Source organism: Pseudomonas sp. GW456-L12 (genome assembly GCF_059424045.1).
Window position 1 is genome coordinate 16,284 of record NZ_JBWKZA010000004.1, and the last position, 17,806, is coordinate 34,089.

The following is a 17,806-nucleotide window of genomic DNA, read 5'->3' on the forward strand; positions in this document are numbered from 1 at the left end:
TTCCGACGCAGCACACGCGCTCTTGAGGTCCTCGGAAGGTCCTGCGGACATTTTCGCAGCCTTCGGCAGCGGCTACAGGGCATCACACGGACACCGCATGACCTCGCTGAACCTCACCAACCTGGCCTGGACACCCCTGGGCCAGGGCCACTGTCATCACCAGTTCCAGCTGCGTGAGGCCAGCCTGCGCGTGGCGCCGGGGGAGTTCGTCGGGCTGATCGGGCCCAACGGCAGCGGCAAGACCAGCCTGCTGCGCTGCAGCTATCGCTTCAGCCGGCCGGACCAGGGCGAAGTCCGGCTCGATCACTACAACGTCTGGAAGCAGACACCGCGCTGGTGCGCGCAACGCATCGCCGTGGTGTTGCAGGAGTTCCCCGATGCCTTCGGCCTGACCGTCGCAGAAGTGGTCGCCATGGGCCGCACCCCGCACAAGGGCCTGTTCGACGGCGACAGCGCCGCAGACCGCGCCATCGCCCGCCAGGCGCTGGAGTCGGTGGGCCTGCTGGGTTTCGAGGCGCATGCCTTCGCCACCTTGTCCGGCGGGGAAAAGCAGCGGGTGATCCTGGCCCGCGCCCTGGCCCAGCAACCGCAACTGCTGATCCTCGACGAGCCGACCAACCACCTCGACCCGCGCTACCAGCTGGAGCTGCTGCAACGGGTCAAGCGCCTGGGCATCGGCACCCTCGCCAGCATCCATGACCTGAACCTGGCCGCCGCCTTCTGCGATCGCCTGTACGTGATCGATCACGGACGCATCGTCGCCAGCGGCACGCCCGAGCAAGTGCTGACGGTCACGCTGCTGCGCGAGGTGTTCGGCGTCGACGCCCTGGTCGACCAACACCCGCTGTCCGGCTACCCACGAATCACTTGGATAACCCAACCATGACCCCGCGCGTCTCCCTCAACTGCCTGATCCCTGCCGGCCTGGCCCTGTCGCTGCTCGCCGGCCAGGCCTGCGCCGAAGCCACCCGCTACCCGCTGACCGTCCACAGTTGCAACCGCGAGGTGACCTTCAAGGAAGCACCGAAACACGCCCTGAGCCACGACATCAACATGACCCAGATGATGCTCGCCCTGGGCCTCAAGTCGCACATGGTCGGCTATAGCGGCATCAGCGGCTGGAAGGCGGTGACGCCCGAGATGCAGGCCATTCTCGACGGCCTGCCGGAGCTGGCGGCCAAATACCCGTCGGTGGAAACCCTGCTCGACGCCAATGTCGATTTCTTCTTCGCCGGCTGGGACTACGGCATGCGCGTCGGCGGCGACCTGACCCCACAGACCCTGACGCCGCTGGGCATCAATGTGCTGGAGCTGACCGAGTCCTGCGCCTTCGTGATGAAGCGCCCGGCCGCCAGCCTCGACGACACCTACAACGACCTGCGCAACCTGGGACGGATCTTCGACGTGCAGGACCGCGCCAACCAGTTGATCGCCGGCATGCAGCAGCAGGTCGCCGCGATCCAACAGGACCTGCCCACGGAAAAACCGCGGGTGTTCCTCTACGACAGCGGCGAAGACCGCGCCATGACCTCCGGCCGCCTGGGCATGCCCCAGGCGCTGATCGATGCCGCCGGTGGGCGCAACATCCTCGACGATGTCGAGGCCAGCTGGACCCGGGTCAACTGGGAAACCGTGGTCGAACGCAACCCGCAGGTGATCGTGATCGTCGACTACAGCGAAGTCACTGCCGAACAGAAACAGCAGTTCCTGCTGAACAACAAGGCGCTGCAATCGGTGGATGCGATCCGTAACCAGCGCTTCATCGTGATCCCTTACGTGCAGGCCACGCCGGGCATCGATAACGTCGAAGCGGTGCAAACCCTGGCCAAGGGTTTCCACGGCGCATGATCGATCGTCGTTATGCCTTGTTGCTGACTGCCCTCGGCGCGTTACTGCTGGCGTCCTGCGTGCTGTCCCTGGGCTTCGGCTCGGCGCGGGTGCCGGTGGATGTGGTCTGGCGCATCCTGCTGCACAAGACCCTCGGCCTGGGCGAGGCGGACTGGAGCGCCGGGCAGGAACATATCGTCTGGCTGATCCGCGTGCCGCGCATGTTGCTCGGGGCCCTGGTCGGCGCCGGGCTGGCCTTGATCGGCGCGGTGCTGCAAGCCGTGACGCGCAATCCACTGGCCGACCCGCACCTGCTCGGCGTGACCTCCGGCGCCACCCTGGGCGCGGTGATCGTGGTGCTGCATGTGGGTGAAATCGTCGGCCTGCTGACCCTGCCCATCGCCGCCTTTATCGGCGCGTTGACGAGCATGCTGCTGGTGCTCGGCATCGCCGCACGCCACGGCCGGCTCGACAGCGACCGCCTGCTGCTGTGCGGGGTGGCGGTGTCCTTCGTGATGATGGCGGTGGCCAACCTGCTGCTGTTCATGGGCGACCACCGCGCCAGCTCGGCGGTGATGTTCTGGATGCTCGGCGGGCTGGGCCTGGCGCGCTGGGAACTGCTCGCGGTGCCGGCGGCCAGCGTGCTGCTGGGGCTGGTCCTGCTGCTGGGCATGGCACGGCCGTTGAACGCGCTGATGGCCGGCGAGCAGACCGCGGTGACCCTCGGTTTGAATGCCCGCAACGTGCGGCTGCGGGTGTTCCTGATCGCGTCCTTGATGACCGGGGTGCTGGTGTCCATCAGCGGCTCCATCGGCTTCGTCGGGCTGATGGTGCCGCACATTGCCCGGCGTCTGGTGGGCGCCGAGCATCGGCGGCTGTTGCCGGTGTGCGTGCTGCTGGGCAGCGTGTTCCTGGTCTGGGTCGATGTCGCCGCCCGCACCCTGATCGCCCCCGAAGACCTGCCCATAGGCGTGGCCACGGCGGCCATTGGCGGGCTGTTTTTCATCGGCCTGATGCGCCGCCGCTAAAAACCCAAACCCGTAGGAGCGAGGCTTGCCCGCGAAGCTTTTGGCGTCCTTGTGACCGCCTGCGCGGGCAAGCCCTCGCCCCTACGGCACGGTTTGGCCAACGATGCCCTGTAGCCGCTGCCGCAGGCTGCGATAAGGCCGAAGGCCTTTGGCGATCTTGAAGCCGTGCGCGCCCTTCGGTCGCGATCGCAGCCTGCGGCAGCGGCTACAAGGGCGGTCGCCACCAGCACCAACGAAGCGCATTCGTGCGCACCAAAGACGCCTGGCGGCCCCGCATTGGTGCGCCAGCCCTCCCCTCCACGCCATGAAAGCGACGTTTTCATGCCCTGTGCCGACTAGGCACACCCCTTGCAAAACAGCCCTTCAGTAGTCCGCATCTGCCACCCAAGAAAACTCATAAGTTCATGGAGATCGCACAATGAAGCGTCGCAGCTTGATCAAGGCTTTCACACTCACGGCAAGCATTGCCGCGATGGGCATGACCTGGACCGTCCAGGCCGCCGAGACCATCAAGGTCGGTATCCTGCATTCGCTGTCGGGGACCATGGCGATCTCCGAAACCTCGCTCAAGGACATGGCGTTGATGACCATTGACGAGATCAACGCCAAGGGCGGCGTCAACGGTAAAAAGCTCGAGGCGGTGGTGGTCGACCCGGCGTCGAACTGGCCGCTGTTCGCCGAGAAAGGCCGCCAGCTGCTGACCCAGGACAAGGTCGCCGTGGTGTTCGGCTGCTGGACCTCGGTGTCGCGCAAGTCGGTGCTGCCGGTGTTCGAGGAGCTCAACGGCCTTCTGTTCTACCCGGTGCAGTACGAAGGCGAAGAGATGTCGCCGAACGTGTTCTACACCGGCGCAGCGCCTAACCAGCAGGCAATCCCGGCGGTGGAATACCTGATGAGCGAAGACGGCGGCAGCGCCAAGCGCTTCTTCCTGCTCGGCACCGACTATGTCTACCCGCGCACCACCAACAAGATCCTGCGCTCGTTCCTGCATTCCAAGGGCGTGGCCGACAAGGACATCGAAGAGGTCTACACCCCGTTCGGCCACAGCGACTACCAGACCATCGTCGCCAACATCAAGAAGTTCTCCGCCGGCGGCAAGACCGCGGTCATCTCCACGGTCAACGGCGACTCCAACGTGCCGTTCTACAAAGAGCTGGCCAACCAGGGCCTGAAAGCCACCGACGTACCGGTGGTGGCCTTCTCCGTGGGCGAGGAAGAACTGCGCGGCATCGACACCAAGCCGCTGGTGGGCAACCTCGCGGCCTGGAACTACTTCGAGTCCGTGGAGAACCCGGTGAACCAGAAGTTCGTCGCCGACTGGAAAGCCTACGCCAAGGCCAAGAAGCTGCCGGGCGCGGATAAAGCCGTGACCAACGACCCGATGGAAGCCACCTACGTCGGCATCCACATGTGGGCCCAGGCGGTGGAGAAAGCCAAGTCCACCGACGTCGACAAGGTCCGCGAAGCCCTGGCCGGCCAGACCTTCGCCGCGCCGTCGGGCTACACCCTGACCATGGACAAAACCAACCACCACCTGCACAAGCCGGTGATGATCGGCGAGATCCAGCCGGACGGTCAGTTCAACGTGGTCTGGCAGACCGAAGGCCCGATCCGCGCCCAGCCGTGGAGCCCGTTCATCCCGGGCAACGACAAGAAGCCGGACTACGCGGTGAAGAGCAACTGATCGCCGCATCCACTCTTCTGTAGGAGCGAGGCTTGCCCGCGAAGCTTTTGGCGTCCTGACGGCCGCCATCGCGAGCAAGCTTCGCTCCTACAGGGTCCTCTGTCGCATTCAAGGACGTCACCATGTCCCTTTTTCGCCTGCTCCTGGCCTGCCTCCTGCTGTTGCCGATCACCGTCCACGCAGGAGACGCCGAAGACTTCGTCGCGGCCAACGCCACGCAACAGGCCAGGCTGCTGGAAAGCTGGGCCGCGCAGCCCGACCCGGCGCGCCTCGAACTGCTCGGCGCCTTGCAACAAGGCCAGCTGACCGTCGATGGGCAAGCCAAGACCTTGCGCCTGAACAATCGCCTGCGGGGTCTGATCGACACCGCCATGGCCAGCCATCAACTGCTCGCCGCCGACGCAAAAGTCCGTCTGGCCGCCGCGCAGCAGTTGCAGAAAAGCGCCAAGCCGGCGCAGCTGAAATTCCTCGATGCCAGCCTGGCCGCCGAACAGGACCAGGGCGTACATGACGCCCTGAGCCTGGCCCTGGCCAACCTGCAACTGGTGGACAGCGACCCGGCCGTGCGCCTGGCCGCGGTGCGTCTGCTGGGTGAAACCGGCGACCCGCTGGCCCGCACCCGCCTCGAAGGCCTGCTCGAACCCGGCGTGGAAGCCGATGCCGGGGTGCGCACCGCCGCCGAAACCAGCCTGGCCCAGGTCAAGCGCAAGCTGCTGGTGGGCGAGGTGCTCGGCCAGGCCTTCAGCGGCATGTCCCTGGGCTCGATCCTGCTGCTGGCGGCCCTGGGCCTGGCGATCACCTTCGGCCTGCTCGGGGTGATCAACATGGCCCACGGCGAGATGCTGATGCTCGGCGCCTACTCCACCTACATGGTGCAGTTGCTGTTCCAACGCTACGCCCCGCAGGCCATCGAGTTCTACCCGCTGATCGCCCTGCCGGTGGCGTTCTTTGTCACCGCCGGCATCGGCATGGCCCTGGAACGCACGGTGATCCGCCATCTCTACGGCCGGCCGCTGGAAACCCTGCTCGCCACCTGGGGCATCAGCCTGATGCTGATCCAGCTGGTGCGCCTGGTATTCGGCGCGCAGAACGTCGAGGTGTCGAACCCGGCCTGGCTGTCCGGCGGGATCCAGGTGCTGCCCAACCTGGTGCTGCCCTACAACCGCATCGTGATCATCGCCTTCGCGCTGTTTGTCGTCGTACTCACTTGGCTGCTGCTGAACAAGACCCGCCTGGGCCTGAACGTGCGCGCGGTCACCCAGAACCGCAACATGGCCGCCTGCTGCGGCGTACCGACAGGACGGGTGGACATGCTCGCCTTCGGCCTCGGCTCCGGCATCGCCGGCATCGGTGGCGTGGCCCTGAGCCAGATCGGCAACGTCGGCCCGGACCTGGGCCAGAGCTACATCATCGACTCGTTCCTGGTGGTGGTGCTCGGCGGCGTCGGCCAGTTGGCCGGTAGCGTGTTCGCCGCGTTCGGCCTGGGGGTAGCCAACAAGATTCTCGAACCCCAGATCGGCGCCGTGCTCGGCAAGATCCTGATCCTCGCGCTGATCATTCTGTTTATCCAGAAACGTCCGCAAGGCCTCTTCGCATTGAAAGGACGGGTGATCGACTGATGAATCAACCATTGCTCATTACCGCCAGCCAGAAGGCCGGCCCCAAGGTTTGCGTCGCCGTCGGCGCGCTGATCCTGGCGGTGCTGCTGGCCCTGCCGCTGCTCTCGCTGCTGGCGCCGGACAACCCGCTGCACGTCTCGGCCTACACCTTGACCCTGGTGGGCAAGATCCTCTGCTACGCCATCGTCGCCCTGGCCCTGGACCTGGTCTGGGGTTATGCCGGGCTGCTGTCCCTGGGTCATGGCCTGTTCTTCGCCCTCGGCGGCTACGCCATGGGCATGTACCTGATGCGCCAGGCCGCGGGGGACAGCCTGCCGGCGTTCATGACCTTCCTCTCGTGGACCGAGCTGCCGTGGTACTGGAGCGGCACCGGCAGCTTCCTCTGGGCCCTGTGCCTGGTGGTGCTGGCGCCGGGCTTGCTCGCGCTGGTGTTCGGTTTCTTCGCCTTCCGCTCGCGGATCAAGGGCGTGTATTTCTCGATCATGACCCAGGCCCTGACCTTCGCCGGCATGCTCCTGTTCTTTCGCAACGAGACCGGGTTTGGCGGCAACAACGGCTTCACCAACTTCCGCACCATCCTCGGCTTCGGCATCACCGAGCCCGGGACCCGCGCAGTGCTGTTCCTGGCCACCGTGCTGTTGCTGGTGGCCAGCCTGTATATCGGCTGGCGCCTGGCCCGGAGCAAGTTCGGCCGGGTGCTGACCGCGCTGCGGGACGCGGAAAACCGCCTGATGTTCTGCGGCTACGACCCACGCGGCTTCAAGCTGTTCGTCTGGGTGCTGAGCGCGGTGCTCTGCGGCCTGGCGGGGGCGTTGTACGTGCCGCAAGTGGGCATCATCAACCCCAGTGAAATGTCGCCGACCAACTCCATCGAGGCCGCCGTGTGGGTCGCCCTGGGCGGTCGCGGCACGCTGATCGGCCCACTGCTCGGCGCCGGCGTGGTCAACGGCATGAAGAGCTGGTTCACCGTGGCCTTCCCGGAATACTGGCTGTTCTTCCTTGGGGCGCTCTTCATCATCGTCACCCTGTATTTGCCCAAAGGCATCATCGGCTTGCTGAAGAAAAGGGGCGAATCATGAGAATCACACCGACGGCCGAATTCATGCTCGAACCTATCCTCGATGCCAACAAGGATGCAGGCGCCAGCCGCGACGCCATCGGCCTCGGCCAGGCCGCCGGCAAGGGCCTGAACACCCGCCACGGCACCATCCTGACCCTGGAAGACATCAGCGTCAGCTTCGATGGCTTCAAGGCGCTCAACGACCTCAACCTGTACATCGGCGTCGGCGAGCTGCGCTGCATCATCGGCCCCAACGGCGCGGGCAAGACCACCCTGATGGACGTGATCACCGGCAAGACCCGGCCCACCCACGGCAAGGCCTGGTTCGGCGAAACCCTGGACCTGACGCAGATGAGCGAGGTGCAGATCGCCCAGGCCGGCATCGGCCGCAAGTTCCAGAAACCCACGGTGTTCGAAGCCCTGAGCGTGTTCGAAAACCTGGAGCTGGCGCAGAACACCGACAAGTCGGTATGGGCCAGCCTGCGGGCGAAACTCTCCGGCGAGCAGAAAGACCGCATCGACGAAGTGCTGGAAACCATTCGCCTGACCGCCTCGGTGGAACGCCAGGCCGGTCTGCTGTCCCACGGCCAGAAGCAGTTCCTGGAAATCGGCATGCTGTTGATGCAGGACCCGCAGTTGCTGCTGCTCGACGAACCGGTGGCGGGCATGACCGATGCCGAGACCGAATTCACCGCCGAGCTGTTCAAGCGCCTGGCGGGCAAGCATTCGCTGATGGTGGTGGAGCACGACATGGGCTTCGTCGGCTCGATCGCCGACCACGTCACCGTGCTGCACCAGGGCAGCGTGCTGGCCGAAGGGTCGCTGGAACAGGTGCAGGAAAACGAACGGGTGATCGAGGTCTATCTCGGCCGCTGACGGCTCCTTGTAGGAGCGAGCTTGCTCGCGATGGAGGTCAACGATAACGCGCGCTACCTGGATGAGCGCGCCGTTCTCAGGCTCTTCGCGAGCAAGCTCGCTCCTACAAACAGAATTGAAGGAAAAACCAGACATGCTGCAAGTCGACAAGCTGCACCAGTACTACGGCGGTAGCCACATCCTGCGCGGCCTGAGCTTCGAGGCGAAGGTCGGTGAAGTCACCTGCTTGCTCGGACGTAACGGGGTGGGCAAGACCACCCTGCTCAAGTGCCTGATGGGCCTGCTGCCGGCCAAGGAAGGCACCGTGAACTGGGAAGGCCAGGCCATCACCGCCTACAAGCCCCATCAACGGGTGCATGCCGGCATCGCCTACGTGCCCCAGGGCCGGGAGATCTTCGGCCGCCTGACCGTGGAAGAAAACCTGTTGATGGGGCTTTCCCGTTTTGGCGCGAAAGAGGCCAAGGAAGTGCCAGCCTTCATCTACGAGCTGTTCCCGGTGCTGCTGCAAATGAAACAGCGGCGCGGCGGCGACCTGTCCGGCGGCCAGCAACAGCAGCTGGCCATCGGCCGGGCCCTGGCCAGCCGGCCACGGCTGTTGATCCTCGACGAGCCCACCGAGGGCATCCAGCCGTCGGTGATCAAGGAAATCGGCGCGGTGATCAAGAAACTCGCGGCCCGCGGCGATATGGCGATCCTGTTGGTGGAGCAGTTCTACGACTTCGCCGCCGAACTGGCCGACCAGTATCTGGTGATGTCCCGGGGCGAAATCGTCCAGCAGGGCCGCGGTGAAAATATGCAAGCCGAGGGTGTACGCGGCCTGGTTACCATCTAAGTTACGATCTAGCCTGTAACGTCCAGACATTAAGCACGAACCATGAACCTGCCAGCCCACACCGCCGTGTTCACCCCCAGCTGGCATGCCGAGCTGGAACTCGGCTACGCCCGCTTTGGCGACAGCACGCGCCCGGTGCAGCGCCGACACAAGGGCCCGCTGCGGGTGCAGAAACACCTGTACGCCGAAGGCCCCGAGGTCTGCCAGCACATCATCGTGCATCCGCCCGGCGGGATTGCCGGCGGCGACCGCCTGCAGATCCGCGCCAGCGTCGACCGCGATGCCTGGGCGCAGCTGACCAGCCCCGGCGCCGCCAAGTGGTATCGCGCCAACGGGCCCGCCTATCAGACCCTGGAATTGAACGTCGCCGCCGGCGCCACCCTGGAATGGCTGCCCCAGGAAACCATCGTGTTCAGCGCCGCCCAGGCCGAACTGAGCACCCGTATCGAGCTGCACGGCGACGCCCGGCTGTTCTACTGGGACGTGGTGGCCCTCGGCCGCCCGGCCAGCGACGAGCGCTTCGACCTCGGGCATTTCCAGTCGCACCTGGACATCCGCCGCGACGGCCAGTTGCTGTGGCACGAACGCCAGCGCATTGTCGGCGGCGACGGCTTGCTCGACTCACCGATCGGCCTGGACGGCCAGCCGGTCTTCGCCACCTTGCTGGCCACCGGCGAAATCGACAGCCAGCTGCTGGAGCGTTGCCGTTCGCTGCCTCATGCCGTGCGCGGCGACCTGACACAACTGCCCGGCCTGCTGGTGGCCCGCTGCCTGGCCAGCGAAGCGCTGCTGGCCCGCGCCTGGCTGATCGACCTGTGGCGCCTGTTGCGCCCGGCCCTGCTGGGGCGCGAGGCGCTGCCGCCGAGGATCTGGAACACATGAATATCCACGCCCCTGTAGGAGCGAGCTTGCTCGCGAAAAACGCCAAGTCACCGCATTCCTTCAGGCAGTACGCATTATCGTCAAGACTTTTCGCGAGCAAGCTCGCTCCTACAACAACGGATTTTGAACGATGGACCTGACCCCACGCGAAAAAGACAAACTGCTGATCTTCACCGCCGGCCTGGTGGCCGAACGGCGCCTGGCCCGTGGCGTGAAGCTCAATTACCCGGAAGCCATGGCCTACATCTCCGCGGCGCTGCTTGAAGGCGCCCGCGACGGCCAGACCGTGGCCGAGCTGATGCACTACGGCACCACCCTGCTGACCCGCGAACAAGTAATGGAAGGCATCCCGGAGATGATTCCGGAAATCCAGGTGGAAGCGACTTTCCCCGACGGCACCAAGCTGGTCACCGTCCACCAACCGATCGCCTGAGGCCGCCCATGACGTACTCCATCCGCGATGCCGTGCATGCCGACCTGCCGGCGATCCGCGATATCTATAACGACGCCGTACTCAACACCACGGCGATCTGGAACGAACAGGCCGTGGACCTGGGCAATCGCCAGGCCTGGTTCAGCGCCCGCCAGGCCCAGGGTTATCCGATCCTGGTGGCGGTCGGCGCCGACGAAAGCGTGCTCGGCTATGCCTCGTTCGGCGACTGGCGGCCCTTCGACGGCTTCCGCCATACCGTCGAGCACTCGGTCTATGTGCGCAACGACCAGCGCGGCAACGGCCTCGGCCCGCGCCTGATGCAAGCGCTGATCGAACGCGCCAAAAGCTGCGACAAGCACGTGATGGTCGCGGCCATCGAAAGCGGCAATGCTGCCTCGATCCGCCTGCACGAACGCCTGGGCTTCGTCACCACCGGACAGATGCCGCAAGTGGGCACCAAGTTCGGGCGCTGGCTGGACCTGACGTTCATGCAGCTGACCCTCGATCCGGGGGCGCCACCGCCCACCATCCACAAGGAGTGATACCCGATGAACGCCGCCCAACTGCGTCGAGTCCATGCGGAGAGCTTTGCCCACTATCGCCAGGGGTTGATTGATCTGTTGTTCGACGCCGTGGGCCACGGCGCCTCGGTCGGTTTCATGGCCGACCTCGACGAGGAACAGGCCCGCGCCTACGTCAACAGCGTCCAGGCCAGCGTGGCCGACGGCAGCCTGCTGCTGTGGGTGGTGGTGCAGGACGAGCGGGTCCTGGCCAGCGTGCAACTGGCGCTGTGCCAGAAGCCCAACGGCCTCAATCGCGCCGAGGTACAGAAGCTGCAGGTGCGCCACGACGCCCGCCGCCGTGGCATGGGCCAGCAGTTGATGCACGCCGTGGAACAGGCGGCGCGCCAGCACAAGCGCGGCCTGCTGTACCTGGACACCCAGGCCGGCTCGGACGCCGAAGCCTTCTACAGCGCCCTGGGCTACACCCGCGTCGGCGAACTGCCGAACTACTGCCAAAGCCCGGACGGCACCTACAGCCCGACCGCCATTTACTTCAAGACTCTGGGGCAACCCGTATGATTCCAGGCCAATACCAGATCCAGCCCGGCGACATCGAACTCAACGCCGGCCGCCGCACCCTCAGCCTGAGCGTCGCCAACAGCGGCGACCGGCCGATCCAGGTGGGCTCGCACTATCACTTTTTCGAAACCAACGACGCCCTGACCTTCGACCGCGCCGCCAGCCGTGGCATGCGCCTGAACATCCCGGCCGGCACCGCCGTGCGCTTCGAGCCGGGGCAGACCCGCGAGGTGGAACTGGTGGACCTGGCCGGGCATCGCCGGGTGTTCGGGTTTGCCGGGCGGGTCATGGGCGACCTGGACTGATGCAATCCCGGTAGCCGCTGCCGCAGGCTGCGATGGCTGCGCAGCGGCCCCAGCATTTCAAAGCGAACGAAGGTCCTTCGGCCCTTAGCGCAGCCTTCGGCAGCGGCTACAGGTGCCCGACTCAATTCTTAGGAAGGTGCAATGAAGATTTCCCGCCAAGCCTACGCCGACATGTTCGGCCCCACCGTCGGTGACAAGGTGCGCCTGGCCGACACCGAGCTGTGGATCGAAGTCGAGAAGGACTTCACCACCTACGGCGAAGAAGTGAAGTTCGGCGGCGGCAAGGTGATCCGCGACGGCATGGGCCAGGGTCAGCTGCTGGCGGCCGAGGTGGTCGACACCTTGATCACCAACGCGCTGATCATCGATCACTGGGGCATCGTCAAGGCCGACGTCGGCCTCAAGGATGGGCGTATCGCCGCCATCGGCAAGGCCGGCAACCCGGACATCCAGCCCGACGTGACCATCGCCGTCGGCGCCAGCACCGAAGTCATTGCCGGCGAGGGCATGATCCTCACCGCCGGCGGCATCGACACCCATATCCACTTCATCTGCCCGCAGCAGATCGAAGAGGCGCTGATGAGCGGCGTCACTACCATGATCGGCGGCGGCACCGGGCCGGCCACCGGCACCAACGCCACCACCTGCACCTCGGGACCGTGGCACATGGCGCGCATGCTCCAGGCGGCGGACGCGTTCCCGATGAACATCGGCTTCACCGGCAAGGGCAACGCCAGCCTGCCGGAACCCTTGATCGAACAGGTCAAGGCCGGGGCCATTGGCCTCAAGCTCCACGAAGACTGGGGTACCACCCCGGCCAGCATCGACAACTGCCTGAGCGTCGCCGACCAGTACGACGTGCAGGTGGCGATCCACACCGACACCCTCAACGAGTCGGGCTTCGTCGAAACCACCCTCGGCGCCTTCAAGGGCCGCACCATCCACACCTATCACACCGAAGGCGCCGGCGGCGGCCACGCCCCGGACATCATCAAGGCCTGTGGTTTGCCCAACGTGCTGCCGAGCTCGACCAACCCGACCCGGCCGTTCACCCGCAACACCATCGACGAACACCTGGACATGTTGATGGTCTGCCACCACCTCGACCCGAGCATCGCCGAGGACGTGGCCTTCGCCGAAAGCCGCATCCGCCGCGAGACCATCGCCGCCGAAGACATCCTCCACGACCTGGGCGCCTTCTCGATGATCAGCTCCGACAGCCAGGCCATGGGCCGGGTCGGCGAGGTCATCACCCGCACCTGGCAGACCGCCGACAAGATGCACCGCCAGCGCGGCCCGCTGCCGGGCGACGGCGCCGGTAACAGCAACTTCCGGGTCAAGCGCTACATCGCCAAATACACGATCAACCCGGCGATCACCCACGGCATCAGCCACGAAGTGGGCTCCATCGAAATCGGCAAATGGGCCGACCTGGTGCTCTGGCGCCCGGCGTTCTTCGGGGTCAAGCCGACATTGATCCTCAAGGGCGGGGCCATCGCCGCCAGCCTGATGGGCGACGCCAACGCCTCGATCCCGACCCCGCAGCCGGTGCATTACCGGCCGATGTTCGCAAGCTACGGCGGCAGCCGGCACGCCACCAGCCTGACCTTTATCAGCCAGGCCGCGCTGGCGGCCGGGGTGCCGCAGCAACTGGGGCTGAAAAAGCAGATCGCGGTGGTCAAGGGCTGCCGCGACGTGCAAAAGAGCGACCTGATCCACAACGACTACCTGCCGGATATCGAGGTCGACCCGCAGACCTATCAGGTCAAGGCCGACGGCGTGCTGCTCTGGTGCGAACCGGCGGAGGTGTTGCCGATGGCGCAGCGCTACTTCCTGTTCTAGAAAGCTGGCTGTTCTAGAAACCTGGATCCAACGGGCGCCCATCCGGGCCGCCCAACGGTCAGCAAAGCCGGACGTCTTACCGTGTTGAACGGCTCAATCGCGACTAGAATTCGACAGGCCGTCCTCACTCTGCTGCCTGACAAGGTTCCCGGCCATGCGTCTACCCGATTTCATCGTGCAACAGGTTGATCGCATCGTTGATGAGTGGGAGCGGTTCGCCCGATCCATTGCCCCCGATACCGACTCCCTGACCCGCCTGCAATTGCGCGACCACGCCAAGTCCATCCTGCTGGCCGCCGCTCGCGACATGCGCACTGCCCAGACCGCCAGCGAACAGGCCGCCAAGGCGCGGGGCGAAGGCCCGGAAAAGACCCCGAGCCTCGACGAAGCCGCCGCCAGCCATGGCGAATTGCGGCACAACGTGGGCTTCGACCTGGTGCAGATGACCTCGGAATTCCGCCACCTGCGCGCCTGCGTGATCCGCCTCTGGGTCGCCAGCCTGGAGTCGCCGGAACTGGCCTATTTCCAGGACATGATCCGTTTCAACGAGGCCATAGACGAAGCGTTGGCCGAGTCCACCGCGGCCTATGCCGAACAGGTCAACCGTTCGCGGGACATCTTCCTGGCGATTCTCGGCCACGACCTGCGTACCCCCTTGCAGGCGGTGAGCATGTCCACCGAGATGCTGGCGCGCAAAGTCGCGCTGGACGCCGATGCGCTGGCCTACGTGTCGCGGATCAAGAGCAGCTCCCGGCACATGGCGACGATGGTCGGCGACCTGCTGGAGTTCGTCCGCAGCCGCCTGGGCAGCAGCCTGCCCATCGAGCCCGCGCCCATGGACATGGCCAGTGCCGCCAAGGCGGCCATGGACGAAGCCTGCGCCGGCTGGCCGGACTGCACGCCGGCGCTGAACTTCCATGGCGACAGCCATGGCATCTGGGATCGCGGGCGCATCGAGCAGATGCTGCAGAACCTGATCGGCAACGCCCTGCAGCATGGCAGCAATAACCACACCGTGACCGTCACCCTCACCGGCGGCGCCGAGCAGGTGCTGCTGACCATCCACAACTACGGCCCGCCGATCCCCAAGGAAGCCTTGAGTACCCTCTTCGATCCGCTGGTACGCAGCGCCAACGAAGAACTCGGCAGCTCCTCCACCAGCCTCGGCCTGGGCCTGTTCATCGTCAAGGAAGTGGTCACCGCCCACCAGGGCAGCATCGAGGTCAGCTCCAGCGAAGCCGATGGCACCACCTTCACCGTGACCCTGCCGCGGGTGTCCCACGCCGAGTAGTCGTAGAGAGCAAACGGCCGACATCCCTGTAGCCGCTGCCGAGCCTGCGAGGCTGCGCTCGACCGCGAAGCGGTCGTGAACCAGGCACTGCTTTCCTTCAGGTAAACCGCTAATACAGGTTTTGCGAGGACTCCGTCCTCGAACGCAGCCTCGCGAGCTCGGCAGCGCCTACAGACGCTCGTCACTCGCTGAGCAGACGCCCCAGGCGCTGCTTGAGCATCTGGTTTTCAGTGCGCAATTCGCGGACTTCGTCGAGCAGTTCCAGCGCCAGGGCGACGCCTTCCCACTCCAGCTCCAGATCACGCCGCAACTTGGCGGCGCGCTTGGCGACCGCCAGTTCGTAATCAGTGAAACGCCAGTCCCGTGGCGCCGAGCCATGGGGATCGAGGATCCCGTGCTCGACGATTTCCATCACATAGGCGGCCGGCAGATCGGCCACCTCGCAGAACTCTTCCATATCCAGCTGAACGATCAGGGTGCTCATGGTTAGCGACTCCTTGTTTCAGATCAGAATGGGTTGCAGATCAGAAATGCTCCCGCGGATTGAAGGCGGCCTTTTTCGCCAGCTCCTGCCACAGCGCCTTGACGTCGTCGCCGGAAGCCTTGGGCATCACGGCCTTGAGCTGCACGAACAGATAACCGCGATGCCCGGCCTTGTTCAGCAGGCCATGGCCCTTGGCGCGCATGCGTTGGCCGTTCTGGCTGCCGGCCGGCACCTTGAGGTTGATCTTGCCGGTCAGGGTCGGCACCGCGACCTCGGTCCCCAGCGCCAGCTCCCAAGGGGCCAGCGGCAAGGTGATGATCAGGTTCTCGCCCTCGATATCGAACTTCGGATGGGGCGCGAAACGAATGGTCAGGTACAGGTCGCCATTGGCCCCGCCACCGACACCCGGCGCGCCCTGGCCCTTGAGGCGGATACGCTCGCCGTCGGTGACGCCGGCCGGGATCTTCACGTTCAGGCTCTTGCTGGTGTTGCTGACGTGCTGGCCGGCAGCGTTGTACTGCGGCACCTTGAAGCTGACCTTCTTCGACTCGGCCGACAGGGTCTCTTCCAGGAAGATCGGTAATTCCATTTCCACGTCTTGCCCCCTGCGCCCGGCGCTGCGCGATTGTCCACCGCCGAAACCCGGCCCGCGGTTGCCGAAGATCGAACTGAAGAAGTCCGAAAAATCCCCGCCATCGCCGAAACCGCCGGCATCCGCGCGGCCCTTCCAGCCCGGTGGGCCCTGGAACGGCTGGCCGTGCTGGCCATAACGCCGCAGGTCGTCGTATTCGGCCCGCTTGTCCGCGCTTTTCAGCGCTTCGTAGGCTTCCGACGCGTCCTTGAACTTGGCTTCGGCGTCTTTTTCCTTGCTGACATCCGGGTGGTATTTGCGCGCCAGCTTGCGGTAGGCGGCCTTGATCGCCTTGTCGTCCGCCGTCGGCTCCACCCCGAGAATCTTGTAATAGTCTTTGAAGTCCATCTAAGGATCACCATCCGTTATCAATGTGGCGCGGCGGGACGTACAGCATGCACTCTTGAACAGCGTCAAGGCTGATCGATCTCAATACTGTGACTCACGCGGCGCAGCAGAAGTTTATCGGCAGCTGGCGGCGGTTCTTGCGACCGCCCGATGGCTGCCCGGCCCATGCCTGCAAGTTTGGGGTGAAGAATAGTCTTTCAAGGCTTGCGGGTTTCGATTTAGCGGATAGTCGGCCTTCGATTCTGCGAACGACTGGCATACACTGCGCGGCCGTTTTTTCCAACCGGAACTCGAAAGACATGAAAAACGCATCTGCGGCCCGTGCCTGCGGTATCGACTTCGGCACGTCCAACTCCACGGTCGGCTGGCTGCGCCCCGGCATGGAAACGCTGATTGCGCTGGAGGACGACAAGATCACCCTACCGTCGGTGGTCTTCTTCAACATCGAAGAACGCCGTCCGGTGTATGGCCGCCTGGCGCTGCACGAATACCTGGAAGGCTACGAAGGCCGGCTGATGCGCTCGCTGAAAAGCCTGCTGGGTTCCAAGCTGATCAAGCACGACACCAGCGTGCTGGGCACGGCGATGCCGTTCAAGGACCTGCTGGGCCTGTTCATCGGCCAGCTCAAGAGCCGCGCCGAAGCCGCTGCCGGCCGGGAGTTCGAGGAAGTGGTGCTGGGCCGCCCGGTGTTTTTCGTCGATGACGATGCCGCCGCCGACCAGGAGGCCCAGGACACCCTGGTGGAAGTGGCGCGCAAGCTGGGCTTCAAGGAAGTCTCCTTCCAGTACGAACCGATCGCCGCGGCCTTCGACTACGAGTCGACCATCGAGCGCGAAGAGCTGGTGCTGATCGTCGACATCGGCGGTGGTACCTCCGACTTCTCCCTGGTGCGCCTGTCGCCCGAGCGCCGTGGCCTGGACAACCGCCACGAGGACATCCTCGCCACCGGCGGCGTGCACATCGGCGGCACCGACTTCGACAAACAGTTGAGCTTGCAGGGCCTGATGCCGCTGTTCGGCTACGGCAGCCGGATGAAGAGCGGCGCCTACATGCCCACCAGCACCCACATGAACCTGGCGACCTGGCACACCATCAACTCGGTGTACTCGCAGAAGTCCCAGCTGGCCCTGGGCAGCATGCGCTACGACATCGAAGACACCGGCGGCATCGACCGCCTGTTCAAGCTGATCGAGCAGCGCGCCGGGCACTGGCTGGCCATGGAGGTGGAAGAGACCAAGATCCAGCTGACCCACGCCGACAACCGCGTGGTGCCCCTGGACCGTATCGAGGCCGGCCTGAGCGTGGACCTGAGCCGGGCGCTGTTCGAGTCGTCCATCGACAGCCTGCTGGAGCGCATCCGCGGCAGCGTCACGCAACTGCTGGGCGATGCCAATGTCGGCGTCGGCCAGGTCGATACGGTGTTCTTCACCGGCGGTTCCAGCGGCATCCCGGCCCTGCGCCAGAGCGTCGCGGACATGCTGCCTAACGCCCGCCACGTCGAAGGCAACATCTTCGGCAGCATCGGCAGCGGCCTGGCGATCGAAGCGAAGAAACGGTACGGATAAAAGCAGCGGCAAGTTGC

Annotated in this window: 18 protein-coding genes; 16 read left to right on the top strand and 2 right to left on the bottom strand. The window is 65.2% G+C overall.

The genetic code is table 11. From position 1 onward, the window contains the following. Positions 1-97: 97 nt before the first annotated feature. From AC07Y9_RS06345 to AC07Y9_RS06415, 15 genes are all read left to right on the top strand, one after another. Positions 98-886, top strand: a complete 789-nt coding sequence (locus AC07Y9_RS06345) for an ABC transporter ATP-binding protein (protein WP_102678284.1) — start codon at positions 98-100, stop codon at positions 884-886. Then, positions 883-1,848, top strand: coding sequence for an ABC transporter substrate-binding protein (locus tag AC07Y9_RS06350; RefSeq protein ID WP_102678285.1), 966 nt, complete (start codon positions 883-885; stop codon positions 1,846-1,848). The genes AC07Y9_RS06345 and AC07Y9_RS06350 overlap by 4 nt, the downstream gene beginning before the upstream one ends. Then, entirely contained in the window at positions 1,845-2,855 is a 1,011-nt protein-coding gene (locus tag AC07Y9_RS06355) for a FecCD family ABC transporter permease (RefSeq protein WP_102678286.1), read from the top strand. Before AC07Y9_RS06350 ends, AC07Y9_RS06355 begins: the two co-directional genes overlap by 4 nt. Positions 2,856-3,273: 418 nt before the next feature. Further along, complete coding sequence (urtA, locus tag AC07Y9_RS06360) at positions 3,274-4,539, top strand: urea ABC transporter substrate-binding protein (RefSeq protein ID WP_009046748.1); 1,266 nt, start codon at positions 3,274-3,276, stop codon at positions 4,537-4,539. Between the two features lie 122 nt (positions 4,540-4,661). Further along, positions 4,662-6,158 (top strand): urea ABC transporter permease subunit UrtB, encoded by a 1,497-nt coding sequence (gene urtB, locus AC07Y9_RS06365; protein ID WP_102678287.1) that lies wholly within the window; start codon positions 4,662-4,664, stop codon positions 6,156-6,158. Beyond that, the gene (gene urtC / locus AC07Y9_RS06370; RefSeq protein ID WP_102678288.1) at positions 6,158-7,237 is read left to right on the top strand and encodes an urea ABC transporter permease subunit UrtC; all 1,080 of its coding nucleotides are present in this window, start codon (positions 6,158-6,160) and stop codon (positions 7,235-7,237) included. Before urtB ends, urtC begins: the two co-directional genes overlap by 1 nt. Continuing rightward, positions 7,234-8,094 (top strand): urea ABC transporter ATP-binding protein UrtD, encoded by an 861-nt coding sequence (urtD, locus tag AC07Y9_RS06375; RefSeq protein WP_007932912.1) that lies wholly within the window; start codon positions 7,234-7,236, stop codon positions 8,092-8,094. The genes urtC and urtD overlap by 4 nt, the downstream gene beginning before the upstream one ends. A gap of 133 nt (positions 8,095-8,227) precedes the next feature. Then, on the top strand, positions 8,228-8,926 hold the full coding sequence (urtE, locus tag AC07Y9_RS06380; protein WP_007932913.1) for an urea ABC transporter ATP-binding subunit UrtE: 699 nt from the start codon (positions 8,228-8,230) through the stop codon (positions 8,924-8,926). A gap of 42 nt (positions 8,927-8,968) precedes the next feature. Next, complete coding sequence (locus AC07Y9_RS06385) at positions 8,969-9,808, top strand: urease accessory protein UreD (RefSeq protein ID WP_102678289.1); 840 nt, start codon at positions 8,969-8,971, stop codon at positions 9,806-9,808. A gap of 130 nt (positions 9,809-9,938) precedes the next feature. Beyond that, the gene (ureA, locus tag AC07Y9_RS06390) at positions 9,939-10,241 is read left to right on the top strand and encodes an urease subunit gamma (RefSeq protein WP_007927275.1); all 303 of its coding nucleotides are present in this window, start codon (positions 9,939-9,941) and stop codon (positions 10,239-10,241) included. A gap of 8 nt (positions 10,242-10,249) precedes the next feature. Then, entirely contained in the window at positions 10,250-10,783 is a 534-nt protein-coding gene (locus tag AC07Y9_RS06395) for a GNAT family N-acetyltransferase (protein ID WP_102678290.1), read from the top strand. 6 nt (positions 10,784-10,789) lie between these two features. Then, positions 10,790-11,323 (top strand): GNAT family N-acetyltransferase, encoded by a 534-nt coding sequence (locus AC07Y9_RS06400; RefSeq protein ID WP_009041951.1) that lies wholly within the window; start codon positions 10,790-10,792, stop codon positions 11,321-11,323. Beyond that, a complete protein-coding gene (locus AC07Y9_RS06405) occupies positions 11,320-11,628 on the top strand; it encodes an urease subunit beta (protein ID WP_009041950.1) in 309 nt (102 codons plus the stop codon). The genes AC07Y9_RS06400 and AC07Y9_RS06405 overlap by 4 nt, the downstream gene beginning before the upstream one ends. Positions 11,629-11,769: 141 nt before the next feature. After that, positions 11,770-13,470 carry an urease subunit alpha gene (gene ureC, locus AC07Y9_RS06410; protein WP_101336702.1) on the top strand — a complete coding sequence of 567 codons (1,701 nt, stop codon included), beginning with the start codon at positions 11,770-11,772 and terminating at the stop codon, positions 13,468-13,470. 154 nt (positions 13,471-13,624) lie between these two features. Continuing rightward, positions 13,625-14,761, top strand: coding sequence for a sensor histidine kinase (locus AC07Y9_RS06415; protein WP_102678291.1), 1,137 nt, complete (start codon positions 13,625-13,627; stop codon positions 14,759-14,761). 181 nt (positions 14,762-14,942) lie between these two features. Here the strand turns inward: AC07Y9_RS06415 and AC07Y9_RS06420 are convergent, their stop codons facing one another. After that, positions 14,943-15,245, bottom strand: coding sequence for a chaperone modulator CbpM (locus tag AC07Y9_RS06420; RefSeq protein WP_007923674.1), 303 nt, complete (start codon positions 15,243-15,245; stop codon positions 14,943-14,945). Between the two features lie 40 nt (positions 15,246-15,285). Beyond that, the gene (locus AC07Y9_RS06425; RefSeq protein ID WP_053259456.1) at positions 15,286-16,224 is read right to left on the bottom strand and encodes a DnaJ C-terminal domain-containing protein; all 939 of its coding nucleotides are present in this window, start codon (positions 16,222-16,224) and stop codon (positions 15,286-15,288) included. Positions 16,225-16,523: 299 nt separating this feature from the next. On the opposite strand from AC07Y9_RS06425, the gene AC07Y9_RS06430 reads away from it, so the two are divergent. Continuing rightward, positions 16,524-17,789 (top strand): Hsp70 family protein, encoded by a 1,266-nt coding sequence (locus tag AC07Y9_RS06430; RefSeq protein WP_009041945.1) that lies wholly within the window; start codon positions 16,524-16,526, stop codon positions 17,787-17,789. Positions 17,790-17,806 lie beyond the last annotated feature (17 nt).